Annotated in this window: 11 protein-coding genes; 2 read left to right on the forward strand and 9 right to left on the reverse strand. The window is 62.1% G+C overall.

The window, feature by feature from the left end; all coding sequences use genetic code 11:
• Positions 1–18: 18 nt before the first annotated feature.
• From mnhG to QQL79_RS15460, 6 genes are read right to left on the reverse strand one after another with little or no spacing between them, the layout of a single operon-like run.
• Positions 19–378 (reverse strand): monovalent cation/H(+) antiporter subunit G, encoded by a 360-nt coding sequence (gene mnhG / locus QQL79_RS15435; protein ID WP_284392374.1) that lies wholly within the window; start codon positions 376–378, stop codon positions 19–21.
• Positions 375–656, reverse strand: a complete 282-nt coding sequence (locus tag QQL79_RS15440) for a K+/H+ antiporter subunit F (protein ID WP_284392376.1) — start codon at positions 654–656, stop codon at positions 375–377. The genes mnhG and QQL79_RS15440 overlap by 4 nt, the downstream gene beginning before the upstream one ends.
• Positions 653–1141: a Na+/H+ antiporter subunit E gene (locus tag QQL79_RS15445; protein ID WP_284392378.1), complete on the reverse strand. Its 489-nt coding sequence runs from the start codon at positions 1139–1141 to the stop codon at positions 653–655. The genes QQL79_RS15440 and QQL79_RS15445 overlap by 4 nt, the downstream gene beginning before the upstream one ends.
• Positions 1138–2772, reverse strand: coding sequence for a monovalent cation/H+ antiporter subunit D (locus tag QQL79_RS15450; protein ID WP_284392380.1), 1635 nt, complete (start codon positions 2770–2772; stop codon positions 1138–1140). The genes QQL79_RS15445 and QQL79_RS15450 overlap by 4 nt, the downstream gene beginning before the upstream one ends.
• Positions 2772–3107 (reverse strand): Na+/H+ antiporter subunit C, encoded by a 336-nt coding sequence (locus QQL79_RS15455; protein WP_284392382.1) that lies wholly within the window; start codon positions 3105–3107, stop codon positions 2772–2774. The genes QQL79_RS15450 and QQL79_RS15455 overlap by 1 nt, the downstream gene beginning before the upstream one ends.
• Entirely contained in the window at positions 3107–6046 is a 2940-nt protein-coding gene (locus QQL79_RS15460; protein ID WP_284392384.1) for a monovalent cation/H+ antiporter subunit A, read from the reverse strand. The genes QQL79_RS15455 and QQL79_RS15460 overlap by 1 nt, the downstream gene beginning before the upstream one ends.
• 489 nt (positions 6047–6535) lie before the next feature.
• On the opposite strand from QQL79_RS15460, the gene motA reads away from it, so the two are divergent.
• Together motA and QQL79_RS15470 are read left to right on the forward strand one after the other, a co-directional pair.
• A complete protein-coding gene (motA, locus tag QQL79_RS15465; RefSeq protein WP_284392386.1) occupies positions 6536–7399 on the forward strand; it encodes a flagellar motor stator protein MotA in 864 nt (287 codons plus the stop codon).
• A 13-nt stretch (positions 7400–7412) separates the two neighbouring features.
• The gene (locus tag QQL79_RS15470; RefSeq protein WP_284392388.1) at positions 7413–8339 is read left to right on the forward strand and encodes a flagellar motor protein MotB; all 927 of its coding nucleotides are present in this window, start codon (positions 7413–7415) and stop codon (positions 8337–8339) included.
• Between the two features lie 128 nt (positions 8340–8467).
• On the opposite strand, the gene QQL79_RS15475 is transcribed toward QQL79_RS15470, so the two are convergent.
• The 3 genes from QQL79_RS15475 to QQL79_RS15485 form a co-directional block, all read right to left on the reverse strand.
• Entirely contained in the window at positions 8468–9811 is a 1344-nt protein-coding gene (locus QQL79_RS15475; protein WP_284392390.1) for a c-type cytochrome, read from the reverse strand.
• 77 nt (positions 9812–9888) lie between these two features.
• On the reverse strand, positions 9889–12147 hold the full coding sequence (locus QQL79_RS15480; protein WP_284392393.1) for a xanthine dehydrogenase family protein molybdopterin-binding subunit: 2259 nt from the start codon (positions 12145–12147) through the stop codon (positions 9889–9891).
• Between the two features lie 10 nt (positions 12148–12157).
• Positions 12158–12616, reverse strand: coding sequence for a (2Fe-2S)-binding protein (locus QQL79_RS15485; protein WP_284392397.1), 459 nt, complete (start codon positions 12614–12616; stop codon positions 12158–12160).
• Positions 12617–12717 lie beyond the last annotated feature (101 nt).

Consider the following 12717-nt stretch of genomic DNA (forward strand, 5'->3'; position numbering starts at 1 on the left):
GGTGGGGCCCTTTTGATTTTAGCTGTCTTCACGACCAAAGCGGGAGGGCGGCACGTTGCCATTGCCTTCCTCGCGGTCGCGATAGAGCGCGGCGCGGGCCAGCAGCATCAGCGTTACGGGCGTGGTGACCGAGACGAAGATGAAGATCAGCACTTCATGCACCGATAGCCGCTGGCCGGTAATGCTGAAATAGAGCACTGAGCCGAGCAGGATAAATCCGGCGCCCAGGCTGGAGCCCAGGGTGGGGGCATGGAGGCGCTCATAGAAATTGGCAAAACGTGCCAGGCCGATGCTGCCGAGCAAGGTCAGCAACGCGCCGAGCAGGACGCAGAGGCCGACCAGCACGGCCAGCCAGAGGGGCAGATCGTCCGGGATCACTCGATCACCTCGCCGCGCATGAGGAATTTGGCGAGCGCCACTGTGCCGACAAAGCCCAGCAGCGAGATGATCAGGGCCACCTCGAAGTAGATGGCGGTGCCGTAGCGGATGCCGAAGACAATCAGCAAGAGCATGGCATTGACGTACAGTGCGTCGAGGCTGACGATCCGATCCTGCGCGCGTGGGCCCTTGATAACCCTGTAGATGGTGGCAACCATGGCAAGGGCCAGCAGGACTTGGGCGGTGGTCAAGGTCCAAAACAGGATGGCAGCGCTCATTGGAAAATCTCCAGCAGCCGGGCCTCGTAGCGATGCTTGATGGTGTCGATCCATTCCTGCTCGTCGACAAGATCGAGAACATGAATGAGTACGGTGCTATCGACCGGATCATATTCCAGCCAGGCACTACCGGGGGTCGCAGTCACGATGCAGGAGAGAACGGCGAGGCCGCTCTTGTCCTTGAGGTCAAGGGGCAGCAGCAGAAAGCCCGGCTTGTGGCTCGGTTGGCGGCCCGCAAGGATGATCCTGGCAACGGCGAGATTGGAGCGAGCCACATCGACCAGCACCAGCACGATCAACCTGGCAATCTTGAAGGGCCGGCGGATGGTGGGTTGCTCGGGCTGGAGGGCCGCCATGGCATGGCTGGCGCCCAGGGCGATAAGGCCGCCCAGCAGGATATGACCCAGCCCGAGGGATTGCTGCAGCAATAGCCACATCAGCAGCAGGCCGACAAAGAGCAGTGGATAGGGCAGGATGCGCTTCATGGCGTAGCCCCCATATCCACCACGACCGGCGCCGCCAGCACATCGGAGATATAGCCGGCGGGGGCATGCAGGGCCGTGGCAGCCGCCTCGAAATAGGTCATGATCGGTCCGGCCAGCACCACCATGGTGACGCAGAGGCCAAGCAGCACGACGACCGGCAGGATTTCAATGACCCGTACGGCGGCGGGTCCCTCGGCAATGGTCGCCCAGAACGTGTTGATGCCGGTGCGGGTAAGAGCGATGAGCGCGGCGAAGCCCGAGAAAATCAGCAGGCCCGCCAGCCACCAGGCCGAGGGGGAGACTTCGTTGACGGTCGCCAGCCCTTCGGGATTGAGCATGGGCGAAATCATCGCGAATTTGGCGAGGAAGCCGGAGAGCGGCGGCAGGCCGGAAAGCACCAGGGCGCAGATGGCAAAGCTGATCCCCAGCACGGCAAGCGCCCCGGGGATGATGACGCCGACCTCCTGTTCCTCGTCCTCTTCCTCATCGTCGCCATAGGCTTCCATGGTGACGGCCAGAATGTCGGCGCCTTCGATGCGAATGCGTTCGACCAGTTCGACCAGCAGGAACAACGCGCTGATGGCGAGCGTCGAGCTGACCAGGTAAAACAGCGCGCCACTGACCACCCCGGCATTGCCGAAGCCGATGGCCGCCAGCAGCGTGCCCGAGGAGACCAGCACCAGATTGCCCGAAAGGCGGGCGGTGGATTGGGCGGCCAGGGCCCCGATAGCGCCATAGGCGATTGTAGCCATGCCGCCATAGAGCAGGAAGGCGTGGCCAAAGCCGGCCGAAGCGCCGGCCTCATCGCCGAAGACCAGCAAGGACAGGCGCAGCACGGCATAGATGCCGACCTTGGTCATGATGGCAAAGAGCGCTGCAACAGGCGCACTGGCGGCGGCATAGGTATTGGGCAGCCAGAAGCCGAGCGGCCACATGCCGGCCTTGACCAGAAAGGCAATGCCCAAAATGCCGGCGCCGGCTTCGAGCAGGCCACGGTCGGCATCGGCCACATGGGCCACGCGGGCGGCGATATCGGCCATGTTCAGCGTGCCGACGACGCCATAGATCAGGGCCGCGCCGATGAGGAACAGCGAGGAGGCGGCAAGGTTGATCGCGATATAATGCAGGCCCGCCCGGACACGTGCGGAGCCCGAGCCATGCAGAGCCAGGCCATAGGAGGCGGCGAGCAGGACTTCGAAGAAGACGAAGAGATTGAAGAGATCGCCAGTGAGAAAGGCGCCGCACAGGCCCATCAGCAGGAATTGAAACAAGCTATGAAAGCTGGGGCCGACGGCATGCCAGCGGGCCAGCGAGAAAGCCAGCGCACAAAGGCCCAGAATGGCCGTCAAGAGCACCAGCATGGCCGACAGGCGATCGGCCACCAGAACGATGCCGAAGGGTACGGGCCAATTGCCCAGCGGATAGGTGGCGTTGCCGACAGCGCCCGCCTGCCCGGCTTCGGCGGCATGGCGCACCAATAGAGCAGCCAGGATCACCAGAAGTATGGTGGATGCAAAGTTGATGGCTGCCTTGACCGGTCGCAGCCGGTCATCGAGGAACAGCAGGATCGCACCGGTGGCCAGCGGCAACAGGATGGGCAGGATGACGAGATGATCGAACAAGATATGCATCAGCGTTCCCGCCCATCAACATGGTCGGTGCCGGTAAAGCCCCGCGCGGCGAGCAGCACGACGAGGAACAGCGCCGTCATGGCAAAGCCGATGACGATGGCGGTCAGCACCAGGGCCTGCGGCACCGGGTCGGTATAATTGGCGGGATCGATCACGCCACCCTCGACGACGGGCGCCGCGTCGATACGAAGACGCCCCATGCCGAAGATGAAGAGGTTGACCGCATAGGAGAGCAGCGACAGACCCACGATCACCTGGAAGGTGCGTGGCCGCAGCAGCAGCCATACGCCGCAAGTGGTCAGCACGCCGATAGCGACAGCCAGGATCAGTTCCATCAGCGTGCCTCCTCGGGACTGGGCGCCGCTTCCTCGCGCACCACGGGCGGTAGCCGCCGCGATACGCGGGGGGCACGGACCGATTGGTGCGCCAGGGCGATCAGGATGAGCACGGTGGCGCCCACGACGAGGTTGAACACGCCAAGATCGAACAGCAGCGCGGTGGCCATGGGCACCCGGCCGATAAAGGGGATTTCGGCATATTGGAACGCCGTGGTCATGAAGGGATAGCCAAAGAGCCAGGAGCCGAGCCCCGTCAGCAGGGCCAGGAGCAGTCCCGAGCCGATCCAGATGACCGGCAGGATGCGCAGCCGTTCTTCCACCCAGCGGGTGCCGCCGGCCATATATTGCAGGATGAAGGCGATGGACATGATGATGCCAGCGGCAAAGCCACCGCCGGGCTGGTCGTGGCCGCGCAGGAAAATATGCAGCGCCAGCACGATGATCACCGGGAACAGCCATTGCATGATCACGGCGGGGATCATCAGATATTCGTTGATGGTGTCGCCCGAATTGCGATCGGGACGCTGATCGTCGAAAGCATTTTGGATGCGCTGCTGTTCGGGCTTTTCGACTGAGTCCGAGGCCGGGCGGAAGCGGCGCAGCAGGGCAAAGACGGTCAGCGCGACAATGCCGAGCACGGTGATTTCACCCAGCGTGTCGAAGCCGCGGAAATCGACCAGCATGACGTTGACCACATTGGTACCACCGCCAAGCTTGTAGGAATTTTCGAGGAAGAAGTCGCCAATGCCCTGCCCGGCTGGTCTTGTCATGATGGCATAGGACATCAGCGCCATGCCACAGCCGGCGATAATGGCAAGGGCCAGGTCACGAACACGCCGGAAGCGGGCTTTGCGGGAGAGGCCGTCTTCGGTGTGGAATTCGACACGCTTGGGCAGCCAGCGCAGGCCGAGCAGGATCAGGACGGTGGTCACGATCTCGACCAGCAATTGGGTGACGGCCAGATCGGGCGCGGAGAACCAGACAAAGGTGATGCAGGTCATCAGCCCTGCCCCGCCCAGCAGGACCAGGGCCACGAGGCGGTGGAACTTGGCCTGATAGGTAGCGACCACGGCGCAGACAATGCCCACAGCCCAGACCAGGGCAAAGGCCGGATCGAAGGGCGTTGGGGAGCCAGCCAGCGGCCCGACACCGCCGAGCAGCGGAATGAAGGCGGCAATGACGGCAAGGGTCATCAGAAGCGCCAGTTGGGGCTGCAGTCGTCTTGTCCCCAATAACTTTTCCAGGGCCTTGGCCCATTTCCAGGAAATGGTGACCAGAACCCGCTCGAAAATGCGCTGTCCCTTGAGATTGCGGATCAGCGGGGGGCCCTCGATGCCGCGGTTCAGATAATTGTAGAGCGCCAGATAGAGCAGCACACCGCCGACCAGGGCGATGGCGCTCATGGCCAGGGGAATGTTGAACCCATGCCAGACCGAGAGGCTGTAATAGGGTGTGTCGGGACCCACCACCGAAACCACGGCCGCAGCCAGGAACGGGGCGATGGTAATGCCGGGAATGATGCCGACCAGAAGGCAGACCAGAACCAGGATTTCGATGGGGCGGCGCATCAGCGCCGGCGGCTCGTGCGGCACGCGATCCAGTTCGGTGGGAGGGGGCCCGAAAAACACGCCATGCACGAAGCGCAGCGAATAGACCACGCTGAACATGCCGGCGACCGTGGCGCCAATCGGCAGTGCCAGGTTGACGAAGGGATTGGCGTCGCGCAGCGCCGTTTCGGTAAAGAACATTTCCTTGGACAGGAACCCGTTCAGCAGCGGCACACCGGCCATGGCCGCGCTGGCAACCATGGCCAGGGTCGCGGTGAACGGCATGAAGCGGAAGAGGCCACTGAGTTTTCTGATATCACGCGTGCCCGTTTCATGGTCGATGATGCCGGCGGCCATGAACAGCGATGCCTTGAAGGTGGCATGGTTGGCGATGTGGAAAATCGCGGCGACGGCGGCCAGCGGGCTGCTCATGCCCAAAAGGGTCGTGATCAGGCCCAGATGGCTGATGGTGGAATAGGCGAGCAGGCCTTTGAGATCGGTCTGGAAGATGGCGATATAGGCGCCCAACATCAGCGTGGTGAGGCCGGCAAAGGTTACGATCCAGAACCAGGCATCGGTGCCAGCCATGACCGGCCAGAAACGGACGAGCAGGAATACGCCTGCCTTCACCATGGTTGCCGAATGCAGATAAGCCGAGACCGGGGTCGGCGCCGCCATGGCGTGCGGCAGCCAGAACTGGAAGGGGAACTGGGCGCTCTTGGTCAATGCGCCCAGCAAGACCAGCAGCAGGGCGGGAACATAGAGCGGGTGCGATTTGATGAGGTCGCCCGAAGCCAGAACCACATCGAGATCGTAGCTGCCCACGATGTGGCCGATGATCAGCATGCCCAGCAATAGGCCCAAGCCCCCGAGCCCAGTGACCGTCAGCGCCATGCGGGCGCCGTCGCGGGCCTGGGCGAGGTGGAACCAGTAGCCGATGAGCAGGAAGGAGGTGATGCTGGTCAATTCCCAGAAGATCACCAATTGCACGATATTGCCCGACAGGACCACGCCGAGCATGGAGCCCATGAAGGCGAGGAAAAACGCGAAGAAGCGCGGCACCGGATCCTTGGGCGACATGTAGTAGCGCGCATAGAGCACGACCAAGAGCCCGACGCCGGTGATCAGCAGGCAGAACAGCCAGGCAAAGCCGTCGATGCGGAAAATCAGATTGAGGCCAAGCTCGGGAATCCAGGAGATTTCCTGGCGCAGCACGCCACCATCGGTCACCTGCGGATAGAGCCAGATGGTGACCGCCAGGCCAAATATGGCCACGGCACCCGACAGCCAGGCTTCGGCATTGCGGGCAGACTGCGGCAATATGGCCGCCAGGAGACTGGCGATGAAAGGTACGGCAACAATTGCGATCAGAAATGTCGAAGACGCCATTGTCGCGTGGCACACTCATATGGATGGTGGATGGGACAGCCGAAGCCGCATGTTCTTGTTTCGCCTATGAATCGTCCGCTGCGCAACTCCCAAATTTGTCGCGGCCGATTTTTCTTTTGCGGAGGCCGGAGCGCCGGACCGCGAATGGGGCCCATAAGAGTGTCCCAACATTGCGCTGACCTTGCGCGCCCTCTTCAAAAAAGGCCGATATACGGGATGTTAAGCCCAATCAGCCGATAGTGCCCCCAGGGGCCGGCCAAGCCCCGACTGAACAATGCAGCCCGGGACAGTGACAATTTATGGCACTCCGGACTGGGAGCGACTATCGCCCCGCAGCGATTGCTAAAATTGCGCGCGGGGATTTGGGGAAAAGCAATTCATTTGACGGTTAGCTGACAATCGCGTTGCGGGGGCATCGGCCAAAATCATGACCTCAATGGCGTATCGCAAGACCCTCGGGTGAACTCTCTAGAGTGAGTTTCTGATCGAATGCGCCTCATTATCGGCATCGTCGTCGTCATCGCCAGTGTGCTGGGTGGATATGCAGCCATTGGCGGACACATGGCTGTGCTGTTCCAGCCATACGAATTTGTGATCATCCTGGGCGCCGCAATCGGCGCTTTCATCATCGGCAATACCGGGCCGGTGCTCAAACAGACGCTGGCTTCGCTGGGCACCCTGTTCAAGGGGCCACGCTACAACAAGGCGGCCTATGTCGAGCTGCTGGGCATGCAGTTCACCCTGTTCAAGCTGATCCAGGCCAAAGGCGTGCTCGCCATCGAGCAGCATATCGAAAACCCGCGGGAATCCACGCTCTTCAACCGCTTTCCAACTTTTGCGGGCAATCACCACGCGGTGGAATTTGTCTGCGACTATATGCGCATGGTGACCCTGGGCACCAACAATGTGCATGAAATGGAAGCGCTGATGGATGAGGAACTCGAAACTCATCATCAGGAGCGCCATCGCGTCGTGGGCGCCGTACAGGCACTGGCCGACGGCACCCCGGCCCTGGGTATCGTGGCCGCCGTGCTGGGCGTGATCCATACGATGGGCGCGATCAGCGAGCCGCCCGAAGTACTGGGCCATATGATCGGCGGCGCCCTGGTGGGTACATTCTTCGGCGTGTTCGTCGCCTATGGCTTTTTCGCGCCCTTCGCGCAGTCACTGCGCAATATCTACGAATCCGAGGACAAGTATTTCCTGTCGCTCAAGACGGGGTTGCTCGCCCATGTGGCGGGCAATCCGCCTGTTATGGCCATCGAATTTGCCCGCAAGATGCTGATGTCGGAAAACCGGCCGACCTTTGCCGAAGTGGACGCGGCGACGGCAGCCCTGCCGGCGGCCATCTAGGCGGAGCACTGCAATGGCTGGCTATAACGACCGCCCGATCATCATCAAAAAGGTCAAGAAGGCCGCCCATGCCCATCATGGCGGGGCCTGGAAGATTGCCTATGCCGATTTCGTGACCGCGATGATGGCGTTCTTCCTGCTGCTCTGGCTGATCAGCATGACGACGCCGGAACAGAAGCAGGGTCTGGCGGACTATTTTGCCCCGCCCAATATCAGCCCGAGCACCAGTGGATCGGGCGGCGTGATGGGTGGCACCGCCATGGATACGACCGGCGCCAAGATGGCCGGGAGCATGTCCGAAGAGGTCAAGGCGGCCACTCCGGCCGCCCAGATCAGTGGCCAGGCGGGCGCGCAGGACAATGCCAGTAGCGCCAACCAGACGGTGGACGGCGCCGAGAGCCAAGCCGAGCGCTCGGCCCAGGCCGATCTCAAGGCCAGCCAGGACCGCGCCTTCCATAGCGCGGCCGCCAGCATAAGGCAGGCCTGGCAGGCCATGCCCGACATTACCGAAATGGCCGATAACCTCCTGATCGAGGAGACCCCGGAGGGGCTCAATATCCAGATCGTGGATCAGGAAGGCCGACCGATGTTTCCGGAAGGCTCGAAATATCCGTTCGATGCGACGCGCAAGGCGATCGCCGCCATCGCTCCCATCCTGCAGCAATTGCCCAATCAGATCAGCATTTCTGGGCACACGGCGGCGGGGGGCGTTTTCAGCAATCCGCGCTACGGCCCCTGGGATCTGTCCAGCGATCGGGCCAATGTGGTGCGCTCGATCCTCAGCGAATTCGGCCTTGCCGATGATCGCATCGAGGCTGTGACCGGCCGTTCGACGTCGGACCCGTTCTTTCCGAACGATCCCTATATGGCGGCCAATCAGCGGGTGAAGATCACGGTGCTCTACGATGCGCCGCCAGTGCCGCCGGATATGGCGTTTTAGATCGGGGCTCTCGCTAAGAACTCTTCACAACGTCATTCCCGCGCAGGCGGGAATCCATTCTCCTTCGCGCCGCCGCTGAAGAGTGGATTCCCGCCTGCGCGGGAATGACGCCGTGGTGGTTCCACCCCCTATCGCATCTGCAGAACGATAACTTCGTCGCTCGATGGATCGGTATGCTCGCGCATCGCCGCAACTTCCGCAGCGGTGACGGGCGGGGCATCATTGCCCCAGCTGCCGCGAATGAAGGTGGCGATGTCGGCAATCTCGTCGTCGCGCAGCAGCACGCGGAAGGGGGTCATGCGGTAGCTGTCGGGCACGCCGTTGACCACCATGCGGCCTGCGCCATTGAGCAGGATGTTGATGATGGAAGCCGGATTGTCCTCGAGCACGGTGGGCGTGCCGGCCAGCGGCGGCTGCAATACACCACGGCCCCGGCCATCGACGCCATGGCAGTTGGAGCATTGGCGGAGATAGAGCGCGGCGCCAGGCGCTGACAGATCGTTATTGGCGAAGGCGAGGCTGGTGGCTTCGTCATATTGATAGGGGCGATCTTCGCCGGTCGGTGGCAGCGATTTGAGATAGACGGCGACGGCCCTCAGGTCCTCATCGGTGAAGAATTGCGTGCTGTTGTTGAAGGCTTCGAGCATGGAGCCAAAAACACCGGCATGCTGGTTGCGGCCGGTCTTGAGCAATTGGACGATATCGTCCTCGCTCCAGCGACCCAGGCCCGCACGTTGATTGCCGCGCAGGTTGGAGGCATACCAGCCATCGAGATAGGCCCCGGCCAGATAGCTGGAACTGCTCTCGTCGAGCGCCACTTCATTGAAGGCGAGGCCGCGTTCGGTATGGCAGCTACCGCAATGGGCGGCGCCTTGCACGATATAGGCGCCGCGATTCCATTCCGCGCTTTGCTCCGGATTCTCGCGATAGACCCCACCCGGCGCGAACACCGCGTTCCAGAAGGCCAGTGGCCAGCGCTGGTTGAGCGGGAAGGGAATGCCACTTTGCGGATTAGGCTGGGCGACCGGCTCGACCTCGAACATGAAGTAGTCGTAGAGCTTGCGAATGTCCTCGTCGCTCATCTTGGCATAGGAGGGATAGGGCATGGCCGGATAGAGCCGGTGCCCATCCTTGGCGACGCCGCGGCGCACGGCATTGTCGAACTCGGCCAGGGTGTAATTGCCGATGCCGGCAGTTTTGTCCGGCGTAATGTTGGTGGCGTAGATAATGCCAACCGGGCTGCCCATGGGCAGGCCACCGGCGAACGGGGCCTGACCGGGCAGGGAATGGCAGGCCACGCAATCGGCGAGGCGGGCCACATAGCTCGTCTCCTCGACCGGGAACGTGGCGGCGGTGGCGGCCACTTCGCCATCGAATGGGCTCGACGGCGTGCGGTTGAGCCACAAAGCGAGGCCAGCGAAAACCACTACCCCCACAACGACAACGATAGCGATGATGCGCAAAATCTTCACGGATATCCCCCTGGCCGTGACGGAAAGCATGCGCCGGCAGCCCCTCCTGCCGCCGGCCGCTCAATCGGTCGTCTGTGTCAGCTCCAGCTCAGATCGTGCAGGCGGAACGGCATAGTGCGGATGCGCTTGCCGGTGGCCTGGAAAATGGCATTGCCGACAGCGGGGCCAACCACGCCGGTCGGCGGTTCGCCGATCTCGAAGAAGCGTGGATTATCCGACAGGCCGCCGAAATGCACGTTGATCTGGGGTGGCAGGTCGGCCATGCGGATGATCGGGTATTCGTCGAAATTGCCCTCGACGATGCGGCCATCCTTGATGTTGAGCCCTTCGTTCAGACTCATATTGAGCCCGAACATGGTGCCGCCTTCCAATTCGGTGCGCACCGCATCCTCATTGACGATGCGGCCAGTGTCGAAAGCAACATCGAGCTGCAGGATCTTGAGCACGCCATCCTGGCTGACTTCGACCTTGGCAACGGTGGCGACCGTAGTGCCCTCGTCGGGCTTGCCGCCCATGCCCCAATTGGCCACGGCAACGCCACGGCCCTGCCCCTTGGGCAAGGTCTCGCCCCAACCGGACTTGGCCTTGACCTCTTCGAGGGTCTTGACCCAGCCGATATCTGGCCATTGCGCATAGAGCTTGAGGCGATATTCCATCGGGTCGATGCCGGCCTTGATGGCGCATTCATCGACAAAGGTCTCGATGAAGAAGGCGTTCGAATTATAGCCCGGCCCACGATAGGGGCCGGTCAGGATATGGAACGGCACCGTCTGGGATTCGATCTGGGTGTTCTTGAGAATATTGGTGAGCGCCGTATCGGCCATGCCCACCGCAAAGAAGCCCGGACCGCCGGCCATGCGGCCCAATAGCGCCGTCGGCAGGCCATCGGCCCCCAGCGACGCCTTGAGCTTGCCGGCCATGAGCGGGCGATAGCGGCCCTGACGGGTCGATTCCTCACGCGACCAGATGACTTGGACTGGCCGGCCGGGGAATTTCTTTGCCACTGCCACCACCATGCGGGCATCGTCGGAGAAGACGCGGCGGCCGAAACCGCCGCCCACGAAGGTCTGGTGGAAGAAGACCTTTTCGGGCGGCATGCCGGTCTCGTCGGCGGCCACCATATAGGCCATTTGCGAATGCTGGGACGGATGCCAGAAATCGACGCGATCCTCGGTGACGAGGGCCGTGCCGTTGAGCGGCTCGAGCGGGGCCTGTTCGCAATAGGGCGTCAGGTAATCAGCCTCGATGATATTGTCTTCGCCCGCTTCGGCGAACATGGCCTCGACATCGCCGGTGCTGGCCTCGACCTTGTCGCCTGCCTGCTGGATGGCAGCCGTCGCGGCCTCGTTCATCTGCTCGGTGGTTTTCCAGTCCGCACCCGGGCCGTCATCCCATTCGACCGGCAGGGCATCGAGTGCCGTGCGAGCCTGCCAATAATGCTCGGCGATCACCGCCACGGCATGCTGGGCGGTGGAGACACCAAACGGAAACGGGGGTTTCAGATCGGTGGGGACGTTTTCGCCCGGATCGACCGTGACCACGGCCAGCACGCCTGGCATGGACATGACCGCGTCCTTGTCGACGCTTTTGAGCTTGCCACCCATGACCGGGGATTGGCGCAGAGCGGCATAGACCATGCCGGGCTCGCGCACATCGATGCCATAGATCAGGCTGCCATTGACGATCTTGGGAAGCTGCACCTTGAACGGCGCCTTCTTGCCGAGGAACGTCCATTCGGACCGGTCCTTGATCGGTGGTTCCTGTTCGAGCTGAATCTGGGCCGCATCGGCGAGCAGCTCGCCGAACTCGGCCGAATTGCCCGAACCGGCATGGGTCAACACACCGTCCTTGACCATGATCTCGGTGGCCGGAACGCTCCAGCGGGTAGCAGCAGCGGCCTTGAGGCGTTCGCGCGCACTGGCGGCGACCTGCATATAGGTGTCCATACGGGCCGGGCCGGTCGAGCGGCCGCTGAAATAGGCCAGAGCTCCGCCGGGGGTGGAATAGACATTGTTCTCGAGGAAATCGCGATTGGTCGAGGCGTATTCGGGCTTGATCTTCTCCCAGACCGGGGAGAGCTCTTCATAGACATAGGCGGCGAGCTGGGTCAGCGTGCCATTGCCGATATCGACGGCCGTGGCCCGCACGATGACCGTGCCGTCGGCATTGATGGTCAACCAGGGGGTGAACTCAGTGGTGCCGGCCGCATTGGCCTTGTCCCAGGGGGCGCCATCGACGGTTGCGGCCAGGGCCTGGGTGCCCACCACCATGGCGCCACCAAGCGCCAGCGATGACACCAGGAATTTGCGGCGACTTACCTTGACGATCTCGTTCATGGCTGCCTCCTCAAGCCTTCATGTCCGCGGCAGCCTTGTGGATGGCTGCGCGAACGCGCGTATAGGTGCCGCACCGGCAGATATTGTTGACATATTGCTCGATGTCTTCGTCGGTCGGCTCGGGGATTTCCTGCAGCAGGGCGGCAGCGGCCATCAGCATGCCGGACTGGCAATAACCGCATTGCGGCACGTTCATTTCCACCCAGTATTTCTGCAAGGGATGGGTGCTGTCGGGGCTAAGGCCTTCAATGGTGGTAATTTCGCTGCCCGCCGCCGATTCCAGCGGATATTGGCACGAGCGCACCGCCGCCCCGTCGATATGGACGGTACAGGCGCCGCATTGGGCAATGCCGCAACCGAACTTGGTGCCAGTCATGCCCAGATAGTCGCGCAGCACCCATAGCAGGGGCGTTTGCGGGTCGGCATCGACCTCTTTGACTTCGCCATTAATGCTCAGGGAAACAGCCATAATGAACCTCCTCAACAGGCGCCTTTTTAGGCTTTCATGTATGGAAGCTTAGAACTATTCTTAGAACCGATCCAGACTGATAGTTGATCTTTTTTCGGGAG

Origin of the sequence: Devosia yakushimensis, from assembly GCF_030159855.1 — a bacterium.
GTDB lineage: Bacteria > Pseudomonadota > Alphaproteobacteria > Rhizobiales > Devosiaceae > Devosia > Devosia yakushimensis.

What these genes read in the sequence shown, in the direction of transcription:
- QQL79_RS15440 (WP_284392376.1), bottom strand. Translation starts at nt 656, where the DNA reads ATGAGCGCTGCCATCCTGTTTTGGACCTTGACCACCGCCCAAGTCCTG.
- QQL79_RS15445 (WP_284392378.1), bottom strand. Translation starts at nt 1,141, where the DNA reads ATGAAGCGCATCCTGCCCTATCCACTGCTCTTTGTCGGCCTGCTGCTG.
- QQL79_RS15450 (WP_284392380.1), bottom strand. Translation starts at nt 2,772, where the DNA reads ATGCATATCTTGTTCGATCATCTCGTCATCCTGCCCATCCTGTTGCCG.
- QQL79_RS15455 (WP_284392382.1), bottom strand. Translation starts at nt 3,107, where the DNA reads ATGGAACTGATCCTGGCTGTCGCTATCGGCGTGCTGACCACTTGCGGC.
- QQL79_RS15460 (WP_284392384.1), bottom strand. Translation starts at nt 6,046, where the DNA reads ATGGCGTCTTCGACATTTCTGATCGCAATTGTTGCCGTACCTTTCATC.
- motA (WP_284392386.1), top strand. Translation starts at nt 6,536, where the DNA reads ATGCGCCTCATTATCGGCATCGTCGTCGTCATCGCCAGTGTGCTGGGT.
- QQL79_RS15470 (WP_284392388.1), top strand. Translation starts at nt 7,413, where the DNA reads ATGGCTGGCTATAACGACCGCCCGATCATCATCAAAAAGGTCAAGAAG.
- QQL79_RS15480 (WP_284392393.1), bottom strand. Translation starts at nt 12,147, where the DNA reads ATGAACGAGATCGTCAAGGTAAGTCGCCGCAAATTCCTGGTGTCATCG.
- QQL79_RS15485 (WP_284392397.1), bottom strand. Translation starts at nt 12,616, where the DNA reads ATGGCTGTTTCCCTGAGCATTAATGGCGAAGTCAAAGAGGTCGATGCC.